The organism is Novosphingobium humi (assembly GCF_028607105.1).
Lineage (GTDB): Bacteria > Pseudomonadota > Alphaproteobacteria > Sphingomonadales > Sphingomonadaceae > Novosphingobium > Novosphingobium humi.
This window is the reverse complement of the sequence record NZ_CP117418.1, coordinates 1,210,924-1,237,213: the sequence shown is the minus strand read 5'-3', so window position 1 is coordinate 1,237,213 and position 26,290 is coordinate 1,210,924. Positions and strand designations below refer to the sequence as shown.

The following is a 26,290-nucleotide window of genomic DNA, read 5'->3' as shown; positions in this document are numbered from 1 at the left end:
GAGCGAAGGCCATGGAGGCTGTCTCTCAAATTGGGCGCGCAAAGGTCGGGCGGCTGCGCTGGGGCGTGCTGGCGATGCTGTTTGGCGTCACCATCATCAATTATGCGGTGCGCGCGGCGCTCTCGCTGGCGGCGCCTTCGCTGTCCAAGGATCTGGGCATTGACCCGCTGCAACTGGGCATCGTCTTTTCCGCTTTCGGCTGGTCCTATGTCATCGCGCAGGTGCCGGGCGGCTGGCTGCTCGACCGCTTTGGCGCGCCGCGCGTTTATCTCTGGGTGATTGTCGCATGGTCGATCATCACGGTGGCCCATGGCACAGTGGTCTGGCTGAGCGGCACAGCGGCGGTGAGCGCGCTCTTTGCCCTGCGCTTTCTGGTGGGGCTGGCCGAAGCGCCCAGTTTCCCCGCCAATGCCCGCGTGGTGGCCAGCTGGTTTCCCGCGCGCGAGCGGGGCACGGCCTCGGCCGTGTTCAATGCGGCGCAATATTTCGCCACGGTGCTCTTTGCCCCGCTGATGGGATGGATCGTGGCCGATTTCGGCTGGCCTTGGGTGTTTGTGACGATGGGCGCGCTGGGGCTGGTGGCTTCGCTGTTCTGGCCTCGCGTGGTGCGCGATCCGCGCGACCATCCGCGCCTTGGGGCGGGCGAACTGGGGCTGCTGATCGAGGGCGGGGCGCTGGTTGATCCTGTCGCCGCGCCGCAGGTGGACCGCGCGGCGGCCAAGGCCGAAAACCGCCGCAAGATGCGCGTCCTGCTGACCACGCCCACACTCTGGGGCCTCTATTCGGGCCAGTTCTTCATCAATACGCTGACCTATTTCTTCATCACCTGGTTCCCGGTCTATCTGGTTCAGGAGCGCGGGCTTTCGGTGATGAAGGCGGGCCTGTTCGCCACGATGCCTGCGGTTTGCGGCTTTGTCGGCGGGGTGCTGGGCGGGATCTGGTCGGACTGGCTGCTGCGGCGCGGGGTGTCGCTGACATGGGCGCGCAAGGTGCCGGTGGTCGCGGGTATGCTGGGGGCGCTGACGATCCTTGGCTGCAATTTCGTCCATTCGAACACGCTGGTGCTGCTGTTCATGAGCCTGGCCTTTTTCGGCAAGGGCGTGGGGGCGCTGGGCTGGGCGGTGGTGGCCGATGTGGCGCCGCGCGACAGTGCGGGGCTTTCGGGTGGCATTTTCAATATGTTCGGCAATATTTCCTCGATCACCACGCCGATCCTGATCGGCTGGATCCTGAAGGAAACCGGCTCCTTTGACCTCGTCCTGATGCTGGTGGCAGGCAGCGCGCTGGCCGCCGCCCTGTCCTATCTCTTCCTTGTCGGCAGGATCGAGCGGATCGGCGCGCAGGCATAAGAAAACCCCCGCTCCCGGCGTTTCGGGAGCGGGGGTTTGCGCGCCCGGCCTATTCGGGCGCTTCGCCCATCCGGGCCAGTTGCACCCGGCTGCAGGCGCTCATCACGCCCATATAGCGCTGGTACTTGTCCATGCCGTAGATGAAGGGATTGTTGCCCTGGCTCGCGCCATAGCGGATCAGCGCCTCCTTCTCGGTCGCGGCCATATGCACCGGATGATTGGTCACCAGCACATCGACGCCCGCCGCCTTGGTGATCGCCTGCCAGCGGGTCAGAGAGGCGATCTGCCGGCGCGCGGCGTCGGGGGTGCTGCCCCCGCCGGTGCCGCCCATCAGGCCCGCGTTGTGGCGCACCCCTTTGTCAAACACCGGAAAGACCAGCGAGAGCGTGCCCGGCGTATGGCCCGGCGTGATATAGGTCCGGATCGAAAAATCGCCCAGCGTTACACTATCGCCATCCTTGGCCTCGATGTCATGGCGCGGCGGCACCAGCGAGGCGAAAGGCCCGCCTCCGCGCGACGGGCTTTCCATCATCCCCCAATCGGCGGCCGAGGCGACGACATGCGCGCCATAGGTGTCCTGAAGGAATTTGGCCCCGCCCCAATGGTCGCCGTGGCCGTGGGTGAGAATGACATATTTGATGCGCTTGGGGTCCAGCCCCAGCTTCTGCATATTGGGCACGAGGATGTCGCGCGCCTCATCGGGGCTGTTGAGAGCGTCGATCACGATGATGCCCTGCGGCGTGTCGATGGCCCATGCCGAGACGGAATTCTGGCCGACGGAATAAAGATTGTCGAAGACGCGCGTGGCGGGCACGAGGCCGTCATGCTGAACGCCGGCCACCTGCACGCGGTCGAGCGGGCTGATCAAACAGCGCCAGTTGAAATCGGCCTCCAGATCGGCCCCGGCCAATTTGCGCGCGGCGGCCAGTTCGCGGCCCACTGCCTCGCGGTTCTCCTTGGGATAGGCCGTCTGCGCCGGATAGGCGGCAGGGCTGGCGGGACGCGGCGGCATTTGGGCGATGGCGGCGCTGCCCGCACAAAGCGCGGCGAGCAGGGCGATGGAACGGCAGGTGGTCCTCTCCACAGGGTGGTCCTTTCGTTGGCCGGATGGTGCGGCGTTGGACTTGGAATGCATGTCTGGCCTATCGCGCGGGGGTGGGCGCAACCAATGTTTTGCCCGCATGATGCGATGCGCTTTCGACATGGAGGGGCGATGGGGTGGAAGGTTGCGCGCAGGCGCGGTCGGACGGGCGCCATTTCCCGGCATTCGTATGGATGCCAAAGTTTGAAAATGGACTGGCTGCCGGGTGCCGCCTTATGCCATGGCCCTGTTCGACAAGATGGCATGGGGCATCGACATTTCCCCTTGCAGAGGAGGATACCATGATCCTGCGCAGCGATGAGATAATGGACGTGCCGGTGCCCGGCGGCGCAACGATGCGGATGCATATGTTCCGGCCCGCGACAGAGGGCCGTTTCCCCGGCGTGCTGCTGTTCTCGGAGATCTATCAGGTCACCGATCCCATTCGCAGGCTGGCGGCCGTTCTGGCGGGCCATGGCTATGTCGTTGCCGTGCCCGAAGTCTATCATGAGTTCGAGCCTGCCGGCACGGTTCTGGCCTATGATCCGGCCGGGACGGATCGCGGCAATGAGCTGAAATATCTCAAACCGCTTGCGGGGTACGATGCCGACGCAAAGGCCGGGATCAGCGCTCTTGTCGACCATCCCGCCTGCGACGGCCGGGTGGCGACTTTTGGCGTATGCCTTGGGGGGCATCTGGCCTATCGGGCGGCGCTCGACCCGCGTGTGTCCGCAGCGGCCTGTTTTTATCCCACCGATATTCATTCCGGCAGTCTGGGCCTTGGCCGCGCGGATGACAGTCTGGCGCGCATGGCGGAACTGAAGGCCGAGACGATGTTCGTCTGGGGGCGGCAGGATCCCCATGTCCCCTACGCGGGGCGCATGGCCATTCGTGATCGTCTGGAAGCTGTCGGCGCGACTTATGAATGGCACGAGGTCAACGCGCAGCACGCATTCCTGCGCGACGAAGGCCCCCGTTATGATCCCGCCCTGTTTTTTCAGGGGCTTGCGTGGACCTTGGCGCTCTATCACCGGGCCTTTGCGCGGAACTGATAAGGGGCGGGCGGCGCGCACCGCCCGCCATCGCCATCAGATTGAGCCCAGCGCCCGGTACAATCCGATCATCCCCAGCAAGGCCCCCGCCCGCGTGGTCAGCAGCGTCTGGCGCGCGGAATAGGCGCTGCGCTGGGCGTCGAGCAGTTCGAGGCGGCTGTCCACCCCCGCCTGATAGCGCAGTTTCGACAGGTTGACGCGCCGGTCGGCAGCGTCGGCGGCGGCGCCCTGCGCCTTGATCTGCGGGCCATAGGTCTGCTGGGCCGAAATGCCGTCGGCCACTTCGGCAAAGGCGGTCTGGATCGCCTTTTCATAGTTGGCCACGGCAATCCCCTGCTGCGCCTTGGCCTGGGCCAGATTGCCCCGCAGCGCAGTATAGGGAAACAGCGGCATCGAAACGGCAGGCGCATAATTCCACGCCTTGTTCGCCCCGGAAAACAGGCCCGACAGACCCGGAGAAACCGCCCCCAGCGCCCCGGTCAGCGAGAGGCGCGGGAAAAAGGCCGCCCGCGCGGCATTCACGTCGGCCTGCGCCGCGCGCAGATTATATTCCGCCTGCATGATGTCGGGCCGCCGCGTCAGCAGGTCCGAGGGCAGGCCCGCCCCCAGATGATCGGGCATCGAGGCCAGCATCAGCCCGATCGGCGCGGGCAGATCGGCGGGCAAGGGCGCGCCCACCGCCAGAGAAAGCGCATGGGCGGCCACTTCGCGCTCGCGCTGGCGCTGGGCCAGATCGGCCTCGGCCTGCCGCACCAGCCCTTCGGCCTGCGCCAGATCGCTGCCGCTGGCCTGGCCCGCATCATGCAGCCGCCGCGTGAGATCAAGCGAGACGCGCCAGTCGGCCAGCGTCGAGGATGTCAGTTGCCATTGTTCCTGCGCCAGCCTTTCGGCCACATAGGCCTGCGCCACCGCCCCCACCACGGTCAGCTCGCTGGCCCGCCGCCCGGCCTCGCTGGCCAGATAGCGGTCGAAGGCCGCGCGGCTCTGCGCGCGAAGGCGTCCGAACAGGTCGATCTCGAAACTGGTCAGCGCGATTTGCCCGGAGAACTGGTCATAGCGAAAGCCGCCAAAGCCGCCGCCCGCCGTCTGCGCGCTGGTGAAACCGCCCTGCGCCTCAAGCGTCGGCAATTGCGCACCGCGCGCAACGGAGAGCGCCCCGCGCGCGGCCTGCGCGTTCAGAACCGCAATCCGCAGATCGCGGTTCTCGTTCAAGGCCAGCGCGATCAACCTCTGCAGCCGCGCATCGGCAAAGAATTCGCGCCATGTCAGCGGGGTCAGGCTTTCCGTCACCGCATATTGGGCGGGCACCGGCGCCTTGGGCAGAGGCGCGTTTTCCGCCGCGCAGCCGCCCAAGGCCAGTCCTTGGGCCAAGGCCAACATCCAAACCTTACGCATCGGCCTGCTCCTGCTTCGTCTTTTTCCTGCGCAAGCCGCCAAAGCCCAAACGCTCACTCAGCCCCATCGCCACCACAAAGAACACCGGCACAAAGAACACGGCCAGCACCGTGCCCGATATCATGCCGCCAAACACGCCCGTACCGATGGCCGACTGCGTTTCCGCGCTGGCCCCGGAGGACAGCATCAGCGGCACCACGCCCAGCGTGAAGGCCAGCGAGGTCATCACGATGGGGCGCAGGCGAACCCGCGCCGCCGCCATCGCGCTTTCCACCAGACCCATGCCGGATTCGCGGTAATGGCGGGCAAATTCGACGATCAGGATCGCATTCTTGGCCGAAAGCCCGATGATGGTGATCAGGCCCACCTTGAAGAACACGTCATTGGCCATGCCCCGCAAGGACACCGCCGACACCGCGCCGATCAGCCCCAAAGGCACCACCAGCATCACCGCCAAAGGCACGGCGAAACTGTCATACATCGCGGCCAGCACCAGAAACACCGCCAGCATGGAGAGAGCCAACAGCATCGGGGCCTGCGCGCCCGATTGCTGTTCCTGATAGGACAGGCCCGTCCATTCGATGGCGAAACCGGGCGGCAATTGCTTGGCCAGTTGCTCCATCTCGGCCATGGCATCGCCGCTTGATACGCCCGGCGCGGCCATGCCCGACAGGCGCAGCGCCGGATAGCCATTATAGCGCACCAATTGCAGCGGGGTCTGCTGCCAGTCGGCCTTCACCACTTCGGACAAAGGCACCATCGAGCCTGCATTGTTGCGCAGGTTCAAACGCATCATGTCGGGCAGGTTCATGCGATAGGCCGCATCGGCCTGTACGATCACCTGCTGCATGCGCCCGGCATTGGGATAATCGCCGACATAGGCCGAACCCATCGCGGCCGAAAGCGTGTCGCTGATCCGGTTGAAGGGCACGCCCAGCGCCTCGGCCTTCTGCCGGTCGATGGACAGGTGGATGCTGGTGCCCGCAGGCAGGCCGTCCGGATAGACGCCCACCACCTTCTTGCTTTGCGCCGCAAGGGCCAGCAATTGGTTTTGCGCGGCCACCAAGGCGTCATGCCCGCGCCCGGCGCGATCCTCCAGCCGCATGGCAAAGCCCGAGGAATTGCCCAATTCGTCGATCGCGGGGGGCACAAGGCTCATGATGATGCCTTCCTTGATGGTGCTCATCGCGGCCATCGTGCGGGCAACCTCATCCTTGACGGTGGCCCCGCCGCGCTCGCCCCAGTCTTTGAGGACCGTAAAGACAATCGCCGCATTGGGCCCCGCGCCCGAAAAGCCAAAGCCCAAAATCGCCTCATTGCCTTTGGTCGAGGGTCGCGTGGCGGTGTGGCGCTCCAGCACTTTCACAGCCTCACGGGTGCGCTCGGCGGTGGCGTCGGCGGGCAATTGAAAGGCGGTCATGTAATAGCCTTGATCCTCTTCGGGCATGAAGGCGGTGGGCAGGCGCCAGAAGGCAAAGCCCAGCAAGGCCACCACCACGGCCAGCGCCGCCATCGCCCGCCCGCCGCGCCGGATCACCCGCGCGACCCATCCGGCATAGCCATCGGTCATCCGTTCAAACATCCGGTCAAACGCGGCAAAGAAGCGCGGCTTTTCCACATGGCCCTTGATCGGTTTCAACACCGTGGCGCAAAGCGCGGGCGTGAGCGAGAGCGCCAGAATGGCCGAGATCAGAATGCTGGTCGCCATTGACATGGCGAACTGGCGATAGATCACCCCCACAGAGCCGCTGGCAAAGGCCATCGGGATGAACACCGAAACCAGCACCAGTGTGATGCCGATCACCGCGCCGGTAATCTCGCGCATCGCCTTTTTGGTGGCCTCGAAGGGGGAGAGACCTTCCTCGGCCATGATGCGTTCGACGTTTTCAACCACGACAATGGCGTCGTCCACGATGATGCCGATGGCCAGCACCATGCCGAACATGGTCAGCACATTGAGCGAATAGCCCGCAAGCGACATGACCGCGATCGTGCCCAGCAGCGCGATGGGCGCCACCACGGCGGGCACCAGCGTATAGCGCATGTTCTGCAAAAACAGGTACATGACGAGAAAGACCAGCACCATCGCCTCGACCAAGGTGTGCAGCACCTTTTCGATGGAAACGCGCACGAAAGGCGCGGTGTCGAAGGGCACCGTCCATTCCATGCCGCCCGGCATCGCGCGGCCGATCTCGGCCATGCGCGCGCGCACCGCATCCGAAACCTGCACAGCATTGGCCCCCGGCGCCAGCTGCACCGCCGCCGAGGCCCCCGCGCGACCGTTCTCGCGGGTGGACATCATGTAATTCTGCTGACCCACCTCGACCCGCGCGACATCGCCCAGCGTCACTGTGCCGCCATTGGTGTTGGCCTTGAGCACGATCTGTTCAAATTCCTGCGGGCTGGTCAATTGCCCGCTGGCGGTCAACGGCACCAGCACGCGCTGGCCCGGCACCGCCGGTTCGGCGCCCAGTGTGCCGGGCGCGATCTGGATGTTCTGCGCCGCGATGGCCCCGGTCACATCGGCCATGGCCAGATCATAGGCGATCAGTTTGGCCGGATCGACCCAGACCCGCATCGCCTTTTCCGCCGAAAAGCTCTGGACGCGGCCCACGCCGGGAATGCGCTTCAATTCATTGACGACATTGCGTGCCAGATAATCGCCCAGCGCCGCCTCGTCATAGCGCCCGTCGGGCGAGTTCAGCCCCACCAGCAACAGAAACCCGCTGTTGGCCACCTCGACCGCCAGACCATATTGGCGCACGGTCTGGGGCAGGCGCGGCTCGATCAGCTTCAGCCGGTTTTGCACATCGACCAACGCCAGTTCGGGGTTCGTGCCCGGCTGAAACGTGGCGGTGATTGAGGCCGAACCCGAGGTATCGGTGCTGGCCTCGAAATAGAGCAGGCGTTTGGTGCCCGACAATTCGCGCTCGATCAATTCGACCACGCCGTCATTCATCGTCTGGGGCGTGGCGCCGGGATAGGTGGCCGTGATCGTCACCGAAGGCGGCGCGACCGAGGGGAAGCGCGCCACCGGCACCGTGGGCAGGGCGATCAACCCGGCCAGCGCGATGGCAATCGCCACCACCCAGGCAAAGACCGGTCTCTGGATGAAAAACTGGGGGATCATGATGGGCGCTCCCTCAGCGTGTTGCCGGCTGGCGCCAGGGCAGCGCCTTGACAGGCGCGCCGGGCAGCACGCGGTCCATGCCGACCACGACCACCTTCTCGCCCGCCTTCAGACCTTTCAGGATGATGGTCGTGCCATCGACCACATCGCCCGCTTCGATCTGGCGCTCCTCGATGGCGCGGCCGTTCCAGACATGGATGACCGCGCGGCCCGCCGCATCATGGCCCACCGCCTGTTGCGGCACGATGATCGCATGGGGCATCCGCAGACGCGGCAGGCGCGCCCGCACGAACATGCCCGGCAAGAGCCGGTTGCCCGGATTTTCGACCAGCACGCGCACCACCGCATTGCCGGTGCCCGGATCAACCGTGACATCGGAAAACAGCAGGCGGCCCTTGACCGGATGCGGCTGGCCCGAGGCGGTGATGATCTCCACCGGGGCCGCGCCCGCGCCCGCCCCTTCGGCCACCGCCGCGCGCAAGGCGTCAAGCCGGGCCGCAGGCTGGCGCACGTCTACATAAACCTTGTCGATCTGCTGTACCGTGGCCATCGGATTGGTGTCGGTTGTGGCCACCAGCGCGCCCTCGGTTACGGTTGCCGCGCCGATCTGGCCCGCGATGGGCGAGGTGACGCGGGCAAAGCCCAGATCGAGCCGCCGCCGGTCGAGCGCGGCGCGCGCCTGCGCCACATCGGCGGCGGCCTGGTCGCGCGCCACGGTGGCATCGTCAAAGGTCTGGCGGCTGATTGCATCGACGCCCACCAGCGGCTTCAAACGGTCCGCCTGCGTCCGGGCGCGGGCATAGGTGGCCTGGGCGCGCGCCAGCGTGGCGGCCGCGCTGGCCGCATCGGCGCGGAAGGGGGCGGGGTTGATCTGGAACAGCGGCTGGCCCGCCTCCACCATCGCGCCTTCGGTGAACAGGCGGCGCTGGACGATGCCGCCCACCTGCGGGCGGATCTCGGCGGTGCGGAAGGCCACCACGCGGCCCGGCAATTCATCGGCCAGAGCGATGGGGCGGTCCTGCGCGGGCGTAATCAGCACTTCGGCGGGCGGGGGCGCGGTGGGCGCGCCATCGCCCCCGCAGGCGGCCAGCAGGAGAGTGGAAAGGGGAAGGGCAAAGCGAAGGTTATATTTTGACATGAAACCCCCATGCACCTTTAGCATTGCCCTTGTGTGGAGGTTTTGTGGAGATTGTGTGGAGCCATCTGGCCGCATACCAATGGGCGGTGATACATGGGGGCCATGACAGCGCTTGCCCTGATTGCCGAAGACGATAGCGATATTGCCGATATCCTGCGCGCCTATCTGGAGCGTGAGGGGTTTCGCACGGTCCATGCGGGCGACGGGCGGGTGGCGCTCGATCTGCACCGGGCGCTGCGGCCCGATATCGTGCTGCTCGATGTGGGGATGCCCCATATCGACGGCTGGGAAGTGCTGGCCCAGATCCGGCGCGAGGCCGAAACGCCGGTCATCATGATCACCGCGCTGGATCAGGATATCGACAAATTGCAGGCGCTGCGCATCGGCGCGGATGATTATGTGGTCAAACCCTTCAACCCGGTCGAGGTGGTGGCGCGGCTGCGCGCGATCCTGCGGCGGACGGGGGGCGCAGGGGGCGGGGCGGTGCTGCGCGTGGGGCCGGTGGAAATCGACACCGAGAGCCATATCGCCCGTGTCGGGGGGCGCGAAATCCTGCTGACGCTGACCGAGTTTCGCCTGTTGGTGCATATGGCGCGCAATCCGCATCGGGTGTTTTCGCGCGGTGATCTGGTCGATGCCTGCCTGCCCGGATCCGACGCGCTGGACCGCACGGTGGACAGCCATATCAGCAAATTGCGCCGCAAGCTGGAGGAGGCCGGGGTTTCGGGGATGCCGGCGGGCGTGCGCGGGGTCGGCTATCGGTTGAGCAGCGGCGCATGAAAGTGAAATTCGACATCTCGCGCCATCTGACGCTGGCCATGGCGACGGTGGCGATTGCCACGGTGCTGTTTTCCTTCATCGTTTTTTACATTGTTTACACGATTGCCGTCTGGTGCGCGCCCAAACTGTTTCCGCCCGGCTTTTCGGCCCTGCCCAATGGCTGGGATCTGGTCATCATGGGGGTGGTGACATGTATGGGCATCGGGCTTGGCGCGTGGATCGCGGCGGGTATGGCGCGCCATATCGTCGAGCCGATGCATGCGGTGGCCCGCGCCGCGCGGGCGATTGCCGATGGCGACCTGTCGGCCCGCGCCGCCCCGGAATTCGAGGCGCCCGGCGAGACGGCGATGCTGGTCGAGGATTTCAACGCCATGGCCGGGCGGCTGGAAAAGGCGGCCCATGATGCGATCAGTTGGAACGCCCAGATCGCGCATGAATTGCGCACGCCGCTCACCATCCTCAAAGGGCGGTTGCAGGGCGTGTCGGACGGCGTGTTTGCGATGGATGACATGCTGCTGCGCGGATTGCTGACGCAGGTGGACGGGCTGGCGCGGCTGGTCGAGGATCTGCGCTGCGTCAGTCTGGCCGATATCGGGCGGCTGGAATTGCAGGTGGCCGAGGTGGATCTGCGCGCGGGCCTTGAGGAATGGGCCGCGATGATGGCCCCCACCGTCGAGCGGGCGGGCTTCAGCCTGAGCGTTGAAAGCGCGGCGATCCGGGCAAGGGTGGATATGGCGCGGCTGCGTCAGGCCTTGCTGGCGCTGGTCGACAATGCGCTCCATTATGCGATCCCATGCGCCTTGCGGCTGGTGGTCCGGCATGAGGGGCGTGGCGTGGCGATCCATCTGATCGACCGGGGGCCGGGTGTGCCGCAGGACCAGCGGGCCAATCTGTTCAGCGTGTTCACGCGCGGCACGGCGGCGCGCGAAAACCATCGCACCGGATCGGGCCTTGGCCTTGCCGTGGTGCAGGCGATTGCCCAGGCGCATGGCGGCGCGGCGCAATATCGCTGGCAGGACGGGCATTCGCATTTCATCATCACGCTGAACGCCTGAAATCGCCCGCCCGGTTTTCCTGCGGCAAAATAATTTCCTTCTGGCGCGAAGGATTTTGCGCGCCCATGTCTCTTATCCGGCCAAAGGGGTAAAACCCCGGCGACAGGGGGAGGGTGTGACGCAGGGCGAGGTGATCAACGCATTGGCGCGCAGGCGCATGCTGGCCGCATGGATGGCGCGCGAAATCGTGCCGCATGAGGCCGGTATGCGGGCATGGCTGGCCCGTGCGCGAGTGTCGGCAGAGGATATTGATGAGCTTATGCAGGAAGCCTATTGCCAGATCGTTTCCCTGCCGTCGGTGGACCACATCACCGCGCCGCGCGCCTATTTCATGGCCAGTCTGCGCCACATGATGCTGCGCCGGATCAGGCGGGCGCAGGTGGTGGCGATCGACGCGATCGAGCAGGTGGAGAACTGGCGCGACGAGAGCATCGTCTCGCCCGAGGATGAGGCGGGCAGCCGGATCACATGCCAGCGGGTGATGGCCATCATTGCCGGTTTGCCCGAAAGGTGCCGCCGCGTGGTGGAATTGCGCAAGATCGAGGGTTGGTCGCAAAAGGACATCGCGGCCCATTTGGGCATGAGTGAGAAGGCGGTGGAAAAGCAGGTCTGGGTGGGCGTGCGCGCCATCCGCGCGGCATGGGCCAATGCCGAGGCGCAGAGCGCCCAGCGCATGGATCAGGCCGAGCGCGGCGTGGGGGGCGGGCGATGACACCGGCCACCGAACATGACCGCGATATGGCCGCCCGCTTTGTCGCGCGGATGGATGGCGAGAACTGGAGCGAGGCCGATGAGGCCGAATTGCAGCTCTGGCTGGATGGCGGGGCGGGGCGCGAGGGGCTGCTGCTTCAGGTCCATGCCGCATGGCTGGCGACCACTCCGGCGGCCGAGGAGGAAATTGTCGAGGAGGCTCCGGCGGCGCCGGCCTTCTGGCGCCGGCGCGGGTTTATGGGGGCGATGGCGGCCTCGGTCGCGGCGGCGGTGGGGGCGCAGCGCTGGCTGGACGCGCGCAGCAGTTTTGCCACCCGCGTTGGCGAGATCCGCCGTGTGCCTCTGGCCGACGGCAGCGTGATGACGATCAATTCCGGGTCCGAGCTGACCGTGCGCATGGCGCGCGGCAGCCGCGAGGTTGAGATCGCGCAGGGCGAGGCATGGTTTGATGTGGCCAAGGACGCCGCGCGGCCGTTTACCGTGGCGGCGGGCAAGGTGCGCGCCCGCGCGGTGGGCACGGCCTTTTCGGTGCGGCGGCGCGAGACGGGCGTCGAGGTGCTGGTGACCGAGGGCGTGGTGGAAAGCTGGTCCGAGGAGGACGAGAGCCTGCGCCTGCGTCTGGCCGCGGGCGAGCGGGCTTTGCTGAGCGACACGGCGGTGGTCCATTATGAAAGCGACCGGGCCTCGGCGGTGGACCGTTCGCTGGCGTGGCGCAGCGGGATGATCGACCTTAACGGCACCAGCCTGAGCGAGGCGGCCGACGAGTTCAACCGGTATAACCAGCGCCAGATCATCATCGCCGACCCGGCGGTGGCCGATGAACAGTTCGACGGGTTGTTCCGCATCAATGATCCGCAAGGCTTTGCCGAGGCGGTCAAGGCCAGTCTGAATGTGGGGATAGATGAGAGCGATCCACGCGTGATCCGTTTGATGAAATCGCAATAATGAATGGAACATGAATTTTTTGGCGAAGGATTTTTGTTCGTCATGTCTCTTTAAGGCTGCTGACAAAAGCAAGCCATGAAGGCGGGATATTCGGGAGGGATTGATGATGCATTCCACTATGCGTGGAGTTTTTCTTGCGTCGAGCGCTATGGTTGTTCTGGCTGCGATGCCGGCCCATGCCGCAGGCCAGACGCGCCAGTTCGCCATCGAGGCGCAATCGGCCACGACGGCCATCGGAGCGCTGGGCCATCAGGGGGATGTCCAGATCATTGCTCCGCGCAAATTCACGCAAAGCGTGCGCACCAATGCCGTGCGCGGCGATATGACGGTGGACGAGGCGCTGGGCCGGATGCTGGCGGGCACCGGATTGGTGGCCCAGCAGATCGGGCCGCATTCCTACGCGATCACCATGCGTGCGTCAGCACCCGCGCTGCAGCCGGTGCATGCGGTATCGGTGCGCCCCGGCCCGGCGCTGATCACGGGCGAGCGCGCCGCCATGACCGATGCGCCGTCCATGCCCGCCGAGGCGCTGTCCGCGCCCGATGAGGCGCCTGCCGCCGACATTATCGTCAAGGGCTTTCGCCGCACGCTGATGAAGGCGCAGGATATCAAGCGCTCGGCGGTGAACCTGACCGAGAGCATTGTGGCCGAGGATATGGCCAAGATGCCCGACCTCAACCTGTCGGAATCGATCCAGCGCCTGCCCGGCGTGGCCATCACCCGCGAGGGCGGCGAGGGGCGCAACATCACCCTGCGCGGTTTCTCGCCCGATTTCACGCGCACGACGCTCAACGGCATGGAGGTTCCGGCCAGTTCGGACGGGCTGGATTCGGGCGGCTTTACGCTGAATGCCGGGCGCGCCTTTGACTTCCACGTCTTTGCCTCCGAACTCTTCAACCGCATCGATGTGAACAAGACCCAGCGCGCCTCGATCGAGGAGGGCGGGATTGCCGGCACGGTCGATCTTTATTCGGCCAAGCCTTTCGATTTCAAGGGCTTTCACTTTGTCGCCAGCGGTCAGGGCGGCTATAATTCGATGACCCGCAAGGTTGATCCGCGTCTGACGATGATGGTGTCGGACACCTTTGCCGATGACCGGATCGGGGTGCTGGTGTCGGCCGCCTATTCCAGGCGCACCGTCTATCAGGAAGGCTATTCCAGCGTGCTCTGGACGTCGCCCTATATCAACGGCGACAGTTGGGCCAACAGCAACCCGACCGTGACCGGCACGCCCGCCCCCTGCGGCGCGGCCAAGGCGACCGATTGCCTTTGGGCGCCGCGTCTGCCGCGCGCCGATTTCTTCGGCAATGACCAGAAGCGTCTGGGCGTGACAGGATCGCTGCAATTCAAGCCGACCGACCGGATGCTGATCAGCTTTGACGTGCTCTATTCGCAGCTCGACAATGACCGCTACAGCTACAACTCGATGGAATGGCTGCTGACCCATGGTCCTGCGGGCAATTTCGTGGGCCAGACGCCGCTGTCCTTTACCGTGGCGCCCGATGGCAAGCAGTTGATTGCCGCCTCGTTCAACGATGTGACCTCATGGTATGAAAGCCGCCATCAGACCTCGCTGTCGAAATTCCAGCAATATGTGCTCTCGGGCGACTATCGCTTTTCCGACAAGCTGAAGTTTGACGCGATGGCGGGCACGGCGCGCGATGCGGCGGATCGCAGCGAGTTGCGCTTCTATGCCCGCTCCAGCCCGCATTTCTATTCCTATGACTTCACCGCCAATCCCAATGTCGCCAAGGTTTCCTACGGCAGCTATGACCCCAACAACACCGCCAATTATATCAATGCGTTGACGGCGGCGAACCGGCTCAACAATGTGGTGAAGGACAATTTCACCGCCAAGGCCAACCTGACCTATACCGACAACAAGTTCAACGCCAAGATCGGCGCAGTCTTTAACCGTCGCATGGTGCGCTATGGCGAGGCGCAGGGTGATCTGCCCAGCTTTGCGCCGTCCTCCTATATGCAGGCTTTTCCGATCCCGCATTTTGGTGATGGCGTGGTGGCGGGCGGCCTGCCCACTTTTGCGGTGATGAACTTTGATGCGATTGCCCGGTCCGGGCTGATTTCGCCAAACTATGTCGACAATTCATCGGCCGACTGGACCGTCATCGAAAAGACCATGGGCGGCTATGGCGAGGTCAATGGCGAATTTGATATCGGCGGCATGACCCTGCGGGCCAATGCGGGTGCGCGTTATGTGCGCACCAACCTGATTTCGCGGGCGATCATTTCGGGCGCCCCGGTTCAGGTCGAGCGCTCCTATGGCAATTTCCTGCCCGCGGCCAATCTGGTGCTCAATATCACCCCCGACTTGCTGGCGCGTTTTTCCTATGCGCGTTCGATGACGCGGCCGGGTCTGTCCTCGCTGACGATTTCCAGCCCGGTGTTTGAATATACCACGCGCACGGTGGGCAATCTGGGCAATCCGGATCTCAAACCCTATCAGTCGAACGATTTCGACCTCAATGTCGAATATTACTTCGGCAAGGGCGGCCTGGTCGCGCTGGGCGTATTCAAGAAGGATATTGTCACCTCGCTCACCAATTCGGTGGTGTCCAAGATGGTGCCGCAGGAATTCTGGGCCGCGATCTATGCCGATCCGCGCTACAGCCCGTCCTATCAGGCCGATCCGGCCAAGGTGCCCTATACCTTTGCCACCGCCATCAACGCACCGGGCGGCAACAGCGTCAAGGGGCTGGAGGCCACGCTCAACGTGCCTTTCACATTCCTTAAGGGATGGATGTCCTATTTCGGTATCGCCTCGAACTATACCTATGTATCGGCGCGGGATTCGACCGGCCTTTCGCCCAATTCGTACAATTTCACCGGCTATTATGACACCGGTAAACTTGGCGTGCGCGTGTCGATCAACAAGCGCGACGATTACCTGCTCAGCCAGCCTGCCGGGAACGGCAATGTGCAGGAGCGCAAATATGGTCCGACGCAGGTGGACTTCTCGGCCTATTACAACCTGACCAAGCGTTTGAGCCTGAATATCCAGGGCATCAACATCACCAATGAGAAGGAGCGGATCTATGACACCGGCGATGGGACGCAGATTCTGCCCCGCGAATACACCAAGACCGGCGCGCAGTGGTTTGTGGGCGCCCGTTATCAGTTCTGATCCTTGGTCTTGCAAAATTGTGTCTGGATGTGACTCCCAAATACTCCCACATCCGGGCATGAAAGGGGGCCGCCGGCGCGCGTTGCGTCGGCGGCCCCCGCCTTCATCCGGGCCTCAGGAGACATCTCTTGCGCTTTGACACCGGTTTCCTTTTTCTGGTCTTTTCCGCCGTCTGCGCCCCGGTTCACGCCCATGAGGTGGACGAAAGTTACAGCATCGCGCGCCGCTTTGCCCAATATGGCGCGCAATATCCCGGCATCACATGGCCCGCGATCCACCCGCAGACCGGGCAGCAGATCCTGCCCGACCGGGTTTACAAGACGATGGGTGAGCGCGATCTGCTGATCGACATTTTCCGCCCGGCCAAGGCGCGTTCGCGCGAGGTGGGCATCGTGCTGGTTCACGGTGGCGCATGGCGTTCGGGCGCGCCCAGCCATTTCCACCCCATCGCCAATCTGTTGGCCCAACGCGGCTACACCGTGTTCATTCCGCAATACCGCCTCTCGCCCGAAGCGCCCTATCCGGCGGGCGCGCAGGATATTCACGATGCCATGGTCTGGGCGCAGTCTCATGCCAAGGATTATGGCGTCCGGTCGGACCGCATCGCGCTGGGCGGGGCATCATCGGGCGGGCAACTGGCCTCGCTGGTAGCCTATGGCGATGGGATGTTCGGGGCGGGGGGGCACCCTTACGCTTTGATCGACATGGACGGCGTGCTGGATTTCACCACGCCCGAGGCGCTGAAATATGAAAATGCCGCCGGGGCCGCGTCTCCTGCCGCCAAATGGCTGGGCGGATCCTATGAACAGGCCCCCGACCGCTGGCGCGAGGCGAGCGCGGCATCCCATGTCGGCCCGCAATCGCCGCCCACGCTGATCATCAGCAGCGGCAACCCGCGCTTTATCGCAGGCAAGGACAAGGTGCTGGCTGATCTTGCGCGAAACGGCACGCCTGCGCGCTGGTATGCCTTCCCCAAGGCGCCGCATGATATCTGGTTCTTCGATCCCTTTCTCACCACCACGGCCGACCAAATCGCCGCTTTCCTGCAATCTCTGCCCCAACGCTGAAAGACCCGTCGATGCTTGCACCGCTTCTGCTCGCCGCCGCTCTTGCCACGTCCACGCATTATGACGTGCGCCCCACATGCGGCGCGACCCCCGCGCCCTGCTACACGCGCATTCAATCCGCGCTGGACGCCGCCGCGCGCGACAAGAGCGAGCGCTGGATCACCATCCGCGTGGCGCCGGGCGACTATCATGAAAAGCCGGTGATCGCCCGCCCGCGTCTGCGCCTGATCGGGGCGGGGCGTGAGAAAAGCCGCATCCATTTCGGCGCGGTGGCGCAAACGGCCAAGGACTATCACCGCAACGGCTGGGGCACGCCCGGTTCGGCCACGCTGACCATCGATGCCGACGAGGTGACGGTGGAGGGCCTGACCATTGAAAATACCTATGACTATCTGGCCAATGACCGTCTGGCCAATGGCGACCCGGCGCGCATCGGCAATCCGCAAGCGGCCGCCGTGCTGTTCGACATTCACGCCGACCGGGTGCTGATGCGCGGCGTGGCCATGCTGGGCTATCAGGACACGGTTTTCACCAATGGCGGGCGGGCTCTGGTGCAAAACAGTCTGATCGCGGGCAATATCGACTTCATCTTCGGCAATGGCCAATTGCTGATCGAACACAGCGAGATCCGCAGCCGCCCGCGCGCCCAGCCGCCCGGACCGGATGGCTTCCAATCCTTTGTTGCCGCGCCCTCGACGCCTTTGTCGCAGCCGACCGGGATTGTGTTCTATGCCTCGCGCCTGACGCGCGAGGCGGGCGTGCCCGATGGCGCGGTAGGGCTGGGCCGCCCGTGGCATCCCACCACGCGCTTTGCCGATGGGCGCTATGCCGATCCCTCGGCGGTGGGCATGGCGCTCTATATCGACTGCACGATGGACCGCCACATCCATCCCGACCGCTGGGCCACCATGAACGGCACATCGCGCGACGGCACCATGGCCACGGTGTTCCGCCCGCAGGATTCGCGCTTTGGCGAGGTGGGTTCGCGCGGCCCCGGCGCCTCCGGCAAGGGCGTGGCCATAGCGTGGAAAGAGGAGCGGACCTATGCCAAGATCCGCTCGCAATTCCTGTCCGGCTGGACGCTTACTGACAGGTGAAGGAACTGGCCTTCTCGATGTCCTCGCCCGTGCGATGAGGCCGGGCGGGGAAGGGGCAGAGCAGGCGTGTCCGGCCCGGCCAAGGCGTGTCGGCCCCGGCCGTGGCGGTGATCGCGCCGGGCTTCACCCCCTTTTCGCGCCATGCCACCAATTGCGAAAAGATGTCGAAGCGATCCGTTGCCGGCCCGCCGCGCCCATGGTTCATGCCCGGCACGGCATAGAATTGCACAAAGCGGCCCGCTTTGCCCTTCTCGCGCTTGTTCACCGCATCGAGCCAGCGCAGCGTGTCGAGCACCGAGAACACCGGATCGCCGACCCCGTGGAACATGATGATCTTGCCCCCGCGCCGGGTGAAGGGCGAAAGGTCGGTGGCGTCGGCATGCATGAAATCGACAGGGGATTCCTTCAACGCGCCCCATTTGACATGGGCGGCGGCATAGGCCTCGTCGATATTGGCGCCCAGTGCATAGCGCGTGAGCGAGGTGACATCATCGGCCACATCCAGTGGCGGCGAGCGGAACACCGCCGAATTGGACGGCGCGCCAAGGCGCAAAAGCGCGCCATTGTTCACATCCGAGGCATAGCCGCCCATCTTCCAGATCCGCCAGCCCTGCGTCACGCCATGCGCGGTTTTGGCGCCGATCCCGGCGTCCCATGCCCAATCGGAATAGATCGCCTTGCCATCCTTGGTCAGTGGCCCCCCCATGACCTTGCGCATCGCGGCAATCTGCATCGGCAAGAGGCAGGCGGCGGTCTTGTCGGCCATATTGTCGCTCTTGCAGGCAATTTTCATCATTTCAGGCATCACGCGCTCGGTGGTGCAGGCGGTGAAATGCTCGATCATCCCGTCTTTCGTGCCGTCCAGCGCGTCACAGGCGGCCAGAATCGCGCCCTGCGCCAACAGGATGTCCTCGTCGCTCATCGCCTTGTTGACCAGCGGCAGGCCATCCGCGCCGATCTGGCGCATGGCCTTGGCCACCGCGCCAAACGCCTGCCCATCCCACAATTGCGCGATCGAGGCATGGGCCAGATGGAAGCCGGGATAGCCGATCAGCGCGGCGTCAAATTCGCCCGGAAAGCGCTGGACCGCCATCATCGCTTCCTGTCCGCCTTTGGACCCGCCGACGAAATAGGTATAGGCCGCCGCCCGGCCATAGTAGGCGCGGATCAGCGCCTTGCCCGCGCGGGCCACCGGGCCGATATAGCCAAAGCCGTAATTGTGGCGGGCGATGGCGTCATGGCCGAAAGTCACCACGCCTTGCCGCGCGGGATCATTGTTCACCGCATTGTCATGGCCCGAATCCGAAGACACCACCGCATAGCCCTTGGCCAGCGCCGTCACGCCGGGCTGGCTGGAAAAGCCGCCATTGGCATCGCCCAGCATGCCGTCCGATCCGCCGCCGCCCTGAAACACGAAGCGCCCGTTCCATTCCGTGGGCAGGCGCAGGTGGAATTTGATCGCATAGGTCTGCCCATTGGCGCCCTGCCGTTCCTGCATCTTGCCGATGATCTCGCAATGCGCGGGCATGGCGGGCGCGGGCGGCATTGGCCCATTGCCGCGTGCCTCGGCCGGGCTTGCCTCGCGCAGGGCGGCCAGGGTGATCAGGGTCGAACGGTCGGGCATGGCCGCCTTGGCCATCGCCGCGCAATCGGGGGCCGCGTGGTTGACGGCATGGTCGGCCGCATGGGCCGTGCCGCTGCTTGCCGCAAACAGAATGCCCAGCGCGAGGGCATGGTGGGTGGTGGGCAAATTCATGGCCGATCCTCTCTTATGCGTTGCGTTGGGTGAATTATGCAGAATAACATGGCAGGCACCAGCGCGGTTTTGTATCGCATGGCACAGAAGCGCCTCGAAAGGCGCCATTGGGGGCCTGATGGACAATCCTTTAAGCAATTTTCCCGGCTATCTGCTGCGCCGCGCCTCCAAAAGCCGGATGGCCCAGCTCGCGCAGCATCTCGAACCTTTGGGTGTGGGCGTGTCGGAAGGGTCGATCCTCGTGCTGGTCGGCCGCAATCCTGGAATTTCTCAGGCCGAATGCGGGCGGATGCTCTCGATCAAGCGGCCCAATCTCAACCCGATCATCCGCCGCTTCATCAACCGCGACCTGATCGTCAGCACCAAGGGTCAGGGGCGCATCCAATGCCTGAACCTGAGCGAGAGCGGCAAGGCGCTGATGGAGCGGATCATGGCGGAATTCGAGGCGCAGGAGGCGCGCATCTATGAGGCGGTGCCAGAACATCTGCGCGATGAACTGGTGCCTTTGCTGCGCGCCCTCTGGTGGTCGGAATAGATCGGCGCGACCCCCGACAGGCGCATGACCTGCCGGGGGCCGGTTCGGATCAGAACTTCTTGGTCACGCGCACGCCATATTCGCGCGGCGCACCATAGAGTTCGTTGCGGCCGCTTTGCCCGGCCACATAGAACTTGTTGGCCAGATTGGTGCCATAGACCTCACCCTTCCAGGTGCCCTTGTCGATCGTGATGCTGCCCTGCCACAGGCCGCGTGCGTTGATCAGGTCCGTGCTGGCCTGATAGGTGGGATAGGCCCATTGCGAACCGATATAGGCATAGCCCACGCGCGGCGTGACCGACACGCCCTCGGGCAGTTCGATGCGGTACGAGGCGGCAAGGTTCCACGTCCACTTCGGGCTATACAGGTTCGAACCGCCGCTGGTGGTCACGCTGGTGCCGGAATAGTCGAAGCAGCGCGCCGAATTGCTCCCGTTGCACTGGGGGAAGCCGTTGGAGGCGGCAGGCACCAGCCACTTGTTGATCAGGCTGAAGCCCGAAAGGCTGCTGTCGACATAGGACAGGCCGCCGTCGATCGAGAGCGCGTTATACTTGGCCTGGAAGCTGGCCTCAAAGCCCTTGATTTCCGAATTGGCCAGATTGACCACGCCGTTCTGGCCCGATGCGGGATTGATCACGTCCATCTGGAAGTTGTTATACTTCATATAGAACGCGCCGATCTGGGTGCGCAGATGACGGTTGAAGAGGGTGGATTTCCAGCCCGCCTCATAATCCATCACGGTTTCGGGCGCAAAGGTGCCGGTGGGCGGGTTGATGCCGCCGTTCTTGTAACCGCGCGCAACAAAGGCATAGATCAGATTGTCGGCATCGGGCTTGTAGTTCAGCGCGATCTTGCCCGTGGCGCGGCCGTCGCTTTCATGGCCGGTCTGGGGGGCAAGGATGGTGGCGCCCACCGGCGGATCGACCAGGATCATGGCCAGCGTGGAGCCGGGCGCGGCGCTGTAAACCGCGTTCGAGCCGGTCACTTCAAAGCGCGAATAGCGCAGGCCCGCGTCCACCGAAAGCTTGTCGTTGAGCTGATAGGTGGCCTGACCGAAGACGCCCAGCAGAAGCTTGCTGGTGTTGGGGTGGGGCAGGCTGGTGAAATTGCCATTGCTGCTGTTCCAGTTGCGCAGGTCCACCTTGTTGCGCTGGGCATAGCCGCCGATCACATATTTGAACTTGCCCGTATCGGGCGAGATGATGTTGATTTCCTGGCTGTAAACGCGCTCACGCACATTGTTGCCGCCTGCCAGCAGGCTCAAGGAGGTGGCATCGGTGTCGCTGACGGCGGCCAGACGCTTGTTCTGATAAGCCGAAACCGAGCGCAGCGTCAGGCCGCCGGCAAACTCGTATTTCATCTCCAGCACGGTGGCAAAGGCGCGCTCGAAGTTCGACACCGGCGTGTTGAAGCTGACGGTGAAGGGGGTGTTGGTGCGCCCGCCGACAACGGGGTTGTTGCTGACGGTGGCGTTGATAGGCTGGAGGCCAAAGCCGCCGGTCTTGCGCTGGGTGGCCTCGACCTTCACATTGGCCTGAAAACCGCCCGACTTGTAAAGCGCCTGAATGCGACCATCGATTTCGGCCAGACGTTCGGGCTGGTTGTTCGCCGGGCCGACATCCTTGAACCATGCGTCATGCTGGTTGAACAGGCCCGATGCGCGCACGGCCAGCTTGTCGCCGAAGGGCAGGTTGATCGCGCCATTGACGCCGACATTGTTGTAATTGCCGTAATTGCCCGAAACATAACCGCTGGTTTCGCCCAGCTTGGGGCGCTGCGTGGTCAGATAGATCGCGCCGCCGGTCGAGTTGGCGCCCGAGAGCGTGCCCTGCGGGCCGCGCAGCACTTCGGCGCCGGCCATGTCATAGAACTGACCGTTCGACACGATGGGGGGCTGGAACACGCCGTCGATATAGGTGGCCACGCCATTGGTGACCTGCGGCGAACCTGAGGCCAGGCCGATGCCGCGAATGTTGAACGAATCGGTCACGCCCGAACGCGAGATCGTCAGGCCCGGCGCGGCGGTCTGAAGGTCGATCGCGCGGGTGATCTTCTTGTCCACCAGCGCATCGCCCGACAGCGCAGTCACGGCGATATTGACGTTCTGGACATTTTCACGGCGGCGCTGCGCGGTGACGACGATGTCCTTGTCGGGGCTTTCGGCGGCGGCGGCAGGCGCGTCTGCGGCAAAGGCGGGCGTTGCGGCCAGCGAGGTGGTGGCCAGCAGAGCGGAGGCGAGCCACGGGGCGACGCGGTTGATTTTCATATGTCCTCTCCAGAATCCCGGCGCGCTTTGGCGCCTCATGAATTATGTTCTATAACATTACAGTTTTCCCGCAACTGTGCGATGGTATCACTCGCGATAATAGATGTGGGGATGTGCCTTTTGCGCCACAGTCGCTGGCGGCTGCCCGGTGGATTGATTGGCAAAATGGCATGATCGGGCTAATCCATGCGCCATGTCGCGCACACCCAGCCTGTCCAGCCTCCGCCTCTTCCTCCAGGTCGCCCGCTCGCTCAGCTTCAGCGAGACCGCGCGCATGGCGAATCTTTCCCAGCCCGCGCTCAGCCGGACTATCAAGCTGCTGGAGGAGGATCTGGGCGTGCGCCTGTTTGACCGCAACTCGCGCAATGTCCGCCTCTCCAGCGCCGGGGCCGCGCTCTTGCCCACGGTTGAGCGCCTGACCGGGGATTTCGATCAGGCGTTCCGCGAATTGAAGCAGACCTTTGAAGGGCAGAGAGGCCGCGTGGTGGTGGGCGCCCTGCCCTCGGTGGCGGCCAATCTCCTGCCCCGCGTCATCGCGCGTTTTCGCCAGAGCCACCCCCATGTCGAGATCATCCTGCGCGAGAACCTGACCTCGGGCCTGTATCAGAGCCTTCAGGACCGGATGATCGACTTTGCCATCTCGATCGAGCCCAACGCCCAGGCCGAGATCGACTTCATGCCGATGCTGGAGGACGCCTGCGTTCTGGTGTGCCATGCGCGCGATGCGGGCGCGATTGCCGATCCCGCGCCATGGTCGGTGTTCCGCGACATGCCCTTCATCGGCATGGAGCCGCGCAGCAGCGTGCGCATGCTGACCGATGCCGCCTTTGCCCGCGCCGATATTGTCACGCCTGCGCTGTTTGAATGTTCGCAACTGGCAACGGTTGGCGGGCTGATCGCGGCGGGGCTGGGCATTTCGCTGCTGCCGCAATCGACGCTGCCCCTGCTTGCCAACAATGCCGATATTGCATGGCGCGCGATGCAGCCCCCGCTGGCCTCGCGCCGGATCGGGGTTTCGCGCATGGCCGGGCGCACCCTGTCTCCGGCGGCGCAGGCCTTTCTGGATGCGATGACCGCCTGCGATCCATGCGATAGCGTTATAGAAAGATAGAATAAGTCGAATTGTTGCATCAATACAATTGCGGCATGGTGGCGCGGCATAAAGACTGTTGGGGCAAGAGGATCATGCTTGAAACCGTGGCTGCGGCCACCATTCTGGGCCTGTTGGCCGCGATCCTGTCGCAACGCGTCTCGCCGCTGGTCGCGCTGATTCTGGCGCCGGTGCTGGGCGCGCTGGCGATCGGCGCGGGGGCGCATTTGCCTGCCTATATGATTGCGGGCATCACGCGGATCGCGCCGGTGGCGGGCATGTTCGTCTTTGCCATCCTGTTTTTCGGCCTGCTGGGCGATGCGGGCGTGTTGCGGCCTCTGGTTTCGGGCGTGCTGCGTGCGGTCGGCAAGGACCCCAAGCGGATCACCGTGGGCACGGCGCTGCTGGCGCTGGTGATCCATCTGGATGGATCGGGGGCGGTGTGTTTCCTCATCACCATTCCGGCGCTGCGGCCGCTGTATGACGAATTGGGCATGGACCGGCGGGTGCTGGCCTGCACCGCCTCGATGGCGGCGGGGGTCAATTTCCTGCCCTGGACCGGGCCGACCATCCGCGCGGGATCGGCGCTGAAATTGCCGGTGAGTGCGATTTTCACGCCGATGATCGGGGTGCAACTGGTGGGCCTGGCCTTTGTCTTTGCCGTCGCATGGTGGCTGGGCCTGCGCGAGGAGCGCCGCCTCGGCCTGACGCCCGCGCGCGCGGCGGCCCCGGTTGATCCGGCGCCTTTGCCGCGCTTCTTCTGGCTCAATTGCCTGCTGGCGCTGATCGCGGTGGGCGTCATGGTTTCGGGCAAGGTAGAGCCGGTAGTGGTCTTCATGATCGGCACGGCGCTGGTGCTGCTGCTCAACTTTCCCGCCCCCGCGATCCAGCGCGAGCGGATCGAATCCCATGCGGGCGCGGCCCTTCAAATGGTGGGCGTGCTGATGGCGGCGGGCGTGTTCACCGGCATCATGAATGAAAGCGGGATGATCAAAGCCGTGGCCACCGCTGCAGCCGCCCATATGCCCGCCGCGCTGGGGCCGCATCTGCCCCCGGTGGTGGCCGTGCTGTCCATGCCGCTCAGCCTGATTTTCGATCCCGACAGTTTCTATTTCGGCGTCCTGCCCGTGCTGGCCGAGGTCGCAGCGCATTTCGGCCTGCCCCCGGTGCAGGTGGCCCAAGCCTCGCTCTTGGGCCAGATGACCACCGGCTTTCCGGTCAGCCCGCTGACCCCCGCCACTTTCCTTGTTGCGGGTCTGTCGGGGGTCGAGTTGGCCGCGCATCAGCGTTTTTCTATTCCATGGCTGTTTGCCGCCTCGCTGGTGATGACGGCGGCCGCGCTTGTTCTGGGAGTTTTCAGCCTGTGACCCGTTCGACCTTGCGCATTGGCGCCGGCGCCGGATTTTCGGGGGATCGCATCGAACCCGCGCTCGACCTGATCGAGCATGGCGGCCTTGACTACCTTGCCTTTGAATGCCTTGCCGAACGCACCATCGGGCTGGCGCAGGCCGCCCGCGCCGCCGACCCCCAGGCCGGTTTCGATCCCCTGCTGGAGACGCGGATGCGCCGCGCCCTACCGCTGGCCGCGCCGCGCGGGGTGCGGATCGTGACCAATATGGGCGCGGCCAACACATTGGGCGCGGCGCGCAAGGTGACCGAAATCGCCCGCGAACTGGGCTTGCCCGGCTATCGCACGGCGGCGGTGACGGGCGATGATGTGCTCGATCTGGTGCTGGCGGGCGATTATCCGCTGATCGACCGGCCGGGCACCAGCCGGGATCTTGGCGATGCCATCGTCTCGGCCAATGCCTATCTGGGCGCGCAGGGCATCGTCATGGCGCTTGGCCAAGGAGCCGATACGGTGATCACCGGGCGGGTCTGCGATCCGGCGCTGTTTCTGGGGCCGCTGGCGCATGAGCTGGGCTGGTCCTTCGACGATCACGCGATGATGGGGCAGGGCACGGTGATCGGCCATCTGCTGGAATGCGCGGGGCAGGTCTGCGGCGGCTATTTTGCCGATCCGGGGGTCAAGGATGTGCCCGATCTGGCCCGCCTGGGTTTTCCCTATGCCGATGTGGGCCGCGATGGCGTGGCCGTTCTGGGCAAGCTGGCGGGCAGCGGCGGGCGGATCGATACGGCGACCGTCAAGGAGCAACTGCTCTATGAGATCCTCGACCCCGCCGCCTATCTGCAGGCCGATGTCAGCGCTGATTTCCGCCATGTGCGGATCGAACAGGCCGGGCAGGACCGCGTGCGCGTGTCGGGCGGCATGGGTGCGCGCGCGCCTGACAAGCTCAAAGTCTCCATCGCCTATCACGACGGTTATGCCGGCGAGGGCCAGATTTCCTATGCCGGGCCGGGGGCGACGGCGCGCGGGCGTCTGGCCATCGAGATCATCCGCGAACGCCTGCGCATCATCGGCGCGCGGGTGGAGGAATTGCGCTGCGACCTGATCGGGGTGGATGCGGTGGACCGGCGGGGCCATGGCGGTGATCCGGCCGAAGTGCGCGTGCGCATCGCCGCGCGCACGCCCTGCGCGCAAAGCGCAACCATGATCGGTGCCGAGGTCGAGGCGCTTTACACCAACGGTCCGATGGGCGGGGGCGGGGTCACGCGCTCGGTGCGCAAGGTGCTGGCGGTGGCCTCGACGCTGATCGCGCGCGATTTGATCCAGCCGCGCGTCCATCTGGAGATTGCCTGA

Annotated in this window: 19 protein-coding genes; 13 read left to right on the top strand and 6 right to left on the bottom strand. The window is 64.8% G+C overall.

Annotated elements, in window-relative coordinates; genetic code table 11:
* Positions 1-11 precede the first annotated feature (11 nt).
* Complete coding sequence (locus PQ457_RS21325) at positions 12-1,349, top strand: MFS transporter (RefSeq protein ID WP_273619807.1); 1,338 nt, start codon at positions 12-14, stop codon at positions 1,347-1,349.
* Between the two features lie 49 nt (positions 1,350-1,398).
* On the opposite strand, the gene PQ457_RS21320 is transcribed toward PQ457_RS21325, so the two are convergent.
* On the bottom strand, positions 1,399-2,433 hold the full coding sequence (locus PQ457_RS21320; protein ID WP_273619806.1) for an MBL fold metallo-hydrolase: 1,035 nt from the start codon (positions 2,431-2,433) through the stop codon (positions 1,399-1,401).
* Between the two features lie 299 nt (positions 2,434-2,732).
* Here PQ457_RS21320 and PQ457_RS21315 point away from each other — a divergent pair, with 299 nt between their 5' ends.
* Complete coding sequence (locus tag PQ457_RS21315) at positions 2,733-3,482, top strand: dienelactone hydrolase family protein (RefSeq protein ID WP_273619805.1); 750 nt, start codon at positions 2,733-2,735, stop codon at positions 3,480-3,482.
* 36 nt (positions 3,483-3,518) lie between these two features.
* On the opposite strand, the gene PQ457_RS21310 is transcribed toward PQ457_RS21315, so the two are convergent.
* From PQ457_RS21310 to PQ457_RS21300, 3 genes are read right to left on the bottom strand one after another with little or no spacing between them, the layout of a single operon-like run.
* The gene (locus PQ457_RS21310; protein WP_273619804.1) at positions 3,519-4,877 is read right to left on the bottom strand and encodes an efflux transporter outer membrane subunit; all 1,359 of its coding nucleotides are present in this window, start codon (positions 4,875-4,877) and stop codon (positions 3,519-3,521) included.
* Positions 4,870-8,004 carry a multidrug efflux RND transporter permease subunit gene (locus PQ457_RS21305; protein WP_273620425.1) on the bottom strand — a complete coding sequence of 1,045 codons (3,135 nt, stop codon included), beginning with the start codon at positions 8,002-8,004 and terminating at the stop codon, positions 4,870-4,872. Before PQ457_RS21305 ends, PQ457_RS21310 begins: the two co-directional genes overlap by 8 nt.
* A gap of 16 nt (positions 8,005-8,020) precedes the next feature.
* The gene (locus tag PQ457_RS21300) at positions 8,021-9,145 is read right to left on the bottom strand and encodes an efflux RND transporter periplasmic adaptor subunit (protein ID WP_273619803.1); all 1,125 of its coding nucleotides are present in this window, start codon (positions 9,143-9,145) and stop codon (positions 8,021-8,023) included.
* A gap of 102 nt (positions 9,146-9,247) precedes the next feature.
* On the opposite strand from PQ457_RS21300, the gene PQ457_RS21295 reads away from it, so the two are divergent.
* The 7 genes from PQ457_RS21295 (at position 9,248) to PQ457_RS21265 (ending at position 17,942) form a co-directional block, all read left to right on the top strand.
* Positions 9,248-9,925: a response regulator gene (locus PQ457_RS21295; RefSeq protein ID WP_273619802.1), complete on the top strand. Its 678-nt coding sequence runs from the start codon at positions 9,248-9,250 to the stop codon at positions 9,923-9,925.
* Positions 9,922-10,980: an ATP-binding protein gene (locus tag PQ457_RS21290; protein ID WP_273619801.1), complete on the top strand. Its 1,059-nt coding sequence runs from the start codon at positions 9,922-9,924 to the stop codon at positions 10,978-10,980. Before PQ457_RS21295 ends, PQ457_RS21290 begins: the two co-directional genes overlap by 4 nt.
* A gap of 115 nt (positions 10,981-11,095) precedes the next feature.
* The gene (locus PQ457_RS21285) at positions 11,096-11,692 is read left to right on the top strand and encodes an RNA polymerase sigma factor (protein ID WP_273619800.1); all 597 of its coding nucleotides are present in this window, start codon (positions 11,096-11,098) and stop codon (positions 11,690-11,692) included.
* Positions 11,689-12,636 carry a FecR family protein gene (locus PQ457_RS21280; RefSeq protein ID WP_273619799.1) on the top strand — a complete coding sequence of 316 codons (948 nt, stop codon included), beginning with the start codon at positions 11,689-11,691 and terminating at the stop codon, positions 12,634-12,636. The genes PQ457_RS21285 and PQ457_RS21280 overlap by 4 nt, the downstream gene beginning before the upstream one ends.
* 148 nt (positions 12,637-12,784) lie before the next feature.
* A complete protein-coding gene (locus PQ457_RS21275; RefSeq protein ID WP_337958500.1) occupies positions 12,785-15,778 on the top strand; it encodes a TonB-dependent receptor in 2,994 nt (997 codons plus the stop codon).
* 128 nt (positions 15,779-15,906) lie between these two features.
* Positions 15,907-16,845: an alpha/beta hydrolase gene (locus tag PQ457_RS21270; RefSeq protein ID WP_273619797.1), complete on the top strand. Its 939-nt coding sequence runs from the start codon at positions 15,907-15,909 to the stop codon at positions 16,843-16,845.
* An 11-nt stretch (positions 16,846-16,856) separates the two neighbouring features.
* Entirely contained in the window at positions 16,857-17,942 is a 1,086-nt protein-coding gene (locus PQ457_RS21265) for a pectinesterase family protein (RefSeq protein ID WP_273619796.1), read from the top strand.
* Here the strand turns inward: PQ457_RS21265 and PQ457_RS21260 are convergent.
* Positions 17,929-19,698, bottom strand: a complete 1,770-nt coding sequence (locus PQ457_RS21260; protein WP_273619795.1) for a tannase/feruloyl esterase family alpha/beta hydrolase — start codon at positions 19,696-19,698, stop codon at positions 17,929-17,931. The two genes, PQ457_RS21265 and PQ457_RS21260, sit on opposite strands and share 14 nt — an antisense overlap.
* A gap of 118 nt (positions 19,699-19,816) precedes the next feature.
* Here PQ457_RS21260 and PQ457_RS21255 point away from each other — a divergent pair, with 118 nt between their 5' ends.
* Positions 19,817-20,233, top strand: coding sequence for a MarR family winged helix-turn-helix transcriptional regulator (locus tag PQ457_RS21255; RefSeq protein ID WP_273619794.1), 417 nt, complete (start codon positions 19,817-19,819; stop codon positions 20,231-20,233).
* 49 nt (positions 20,234-20,282) lie between these two features.
* Here the strand turns inward: PQ457_RS21255 and PQ457_RS21250 are convergent, their stop codons facing one another.
* Positions 20,283-22,499 carry a TonB-dependent receptor gene (locus tag PQ457_RS21250; RefSeq protein ID WP_273619793.1) on the bottom strand — a complete coding sequence of 739 codons (2,217 nt, stop codon included), beginning with the start codon at positions 22,497-22,499 and terminating at the stop codon, positions 20,283-20,285.
* A 193-nt stretch (positions 22,500-22,692) separates the two neighbouring features.
* Between PQ457_RS21250 and PQ457_RS21245 the strand changes: the two genes are divergently transcribed.
* The 3 genes from PQ457_RS21245 (at position 22,693) to PQ457_RS21235 (ending at position 26,290) form a co-directional block, all read left to right on the top strand.
* Complete coding sequence (locus PQ457_RS21245) at positions 22,693-23,610, top strand: LysR family transcriptional regulator (protein WP_273619792.1); 918 nt, start codon at positions 22,693-22,695, stop codon at positions 23,608-23,610.
* A gap of 74 nt (positions 23,611-23,684) precedes the next feature.
* Positions 23,685-24,956: a CitMHS family transporter gene (locus tag PQ457_RS21240; protein ID WP_273619791.1), complete on the top strand. Its 1,272-nt coding sequence runs from the start codon at positions 23,685-23,687 to the stop codon at positions 24,954-24,956.
* Complete coding sequence (locus PQ457_RS21235) at positions 24,953-26,290, top strand: acyclic terpene utilization AtuA family protein (RefSeq protein ID WP_273619790.1); 1,338 nt, start codon at positions 24,953-24,955, stop codon at positions 26,288-26,290. The genes PQ457_RS21240 and PQ457_RS21235 overlap by 4 nt, the downstream gene beginning before the upstream one ends.